Consider the following 1,477-nt stretch of genomic DNA (forward strand, 5'->3'; position numbering starts at 1 on the left):
ATGTTGTTGTGCTGTGATAATGTCACCCTATAACTGTTCTGAGATAATGTCACTATGGGACAGGAGACATTAACATTGACAAGAGCAGAATTAAAGAAGGTAGTTGTGGTGGAAAAAGTCCTTGGGGGACATATGACGAACAAGGAAGGTGCAACTGCCTTAGGGCTGACGGAACGGCAGATGATTCGATTAAAGAAGAAGTATATCGCTGAGGGGGGAGCGCAAGGATTGGTTCATAAGAATCGTGGAAGGAAACCGATTCATGCTTTAGACAACGAACTAAAGAAACAGGTGACGGAATTATATCAGAAGAAGTATTACGGCAGTAATAATTGTCATTATGCAGAGTTATTGGAGGAACATGAAGGGATTCAATTAAGTCCATCCAGTGTCCGTAGAATCCTCCTGGATCAGGGGATTAAACAAGCGAAGCAGCGACGTCGTAATAAAGCTCATCAGCCTCGTCAGCGTAGATCTCAAGCAGGCTTGCTGTGGCAGATTGATGCGACTCCTTATGCTTGGCTTGAAGACCGAGCCCCTGCCTTTGCGCTGCACGCAGCCATTGACGATGCAACAGGAATTGTTGTTGGCGCTGTGTTCCGCAAGAACGAATGCCGCGAAGGTTACTCTCTTGTGATGCAGCAAGGCATCCAGAACTACGGCGTACCGCTTGGTCTGTACAGTGATCGGCATACCATCTTTAGATCACCTAACGAGAAACTTACTGTAGAGCAGGAACTTGCCGGTGTGTCCAGGCCCCTCTCCAACTTTGGTAAAGCCATGGCAGACCTACATATCGAGCATATCAAGGCCGTTACACCTCAAGCTAAAGGACGCATAGAAAGACTCTGGAAAACATTCCAGGATCGTCTGGTGATTGAACTGCGACTCTTGGGCGTAATGTCGATGGATGAAGCAAATAGCAAGCTGCCCCTTTTACTTGATAAGCACAACAGGAAGTTTGCTGTCTTGCCGACAGAGACCCCATCCGCTTACATCCCGTCTGATAGCTCCGTCAATCTTGAGCATATCTTTACCATTCGTGAATACCGCCAGATGGGTACCGGCAATACACTTTCCTACAATGGAAAGATCTACACCCTCGCAACACCTGCTCCACTCCGACTAGATGCAAAATCCACAGTCGAAGTGCGTGAGACTCTAAATGGCGAGCTGCTGTTGTGGTACCAAGAGCAAGCCTTGCCCTTGAAAATGACAGAAAAGCCTGAACGAAAGGCTGAAGAGACAAAAGAGGCGAGTTCTGCGCAGCCACGCAAACCCGCCCAAAACCATCCGTGGAAATCCACGTATGGCAGAAACCAAACAAAGCGTACCACAAAACAAAGTTCATTCCAAGATGCTATGTATTCGCAACATAACAGCTATTCAGAGGCCTCCTGGTGAACAGGAGACTCCAACAAATAAGTGACATTTTCATAGCACAGTTAAGGTGACATTTTCACAGACGATTGACAGA

At 47.1% G+C, this 1,477-nt stretch carries 1 protein-coding gene; it reads left to right on the top strand.

Annotation, left to right across the window (positions count from 1 at the left end; translation table 11 throughout):
- Positions 1–75 precede the first annotated feature (75 nt).
- Positions 76–1,404 carry an ISNCY family transposase gene (locus KQJ23_RS23540; RefSeq protein WP_216481331.1) on the top strand — a complete coding sequence of 443 codons (1,329 nt, stop codon included), beginning with the start codon at positions 76–78 and terminating at the stop codon, positions 1,402–1,404.
- Positions 1,405–1,477 lie beyond the last annotated feature (73 nt).

The organism is Paenibacillus brevis (assembly GCF_018919145.1).
Lineage (GTDB): Bacteria > Bacillota > Bacilli > Paenibacillales > Paenibacillaceae > Fontibacillus > Fontibacillus brevis.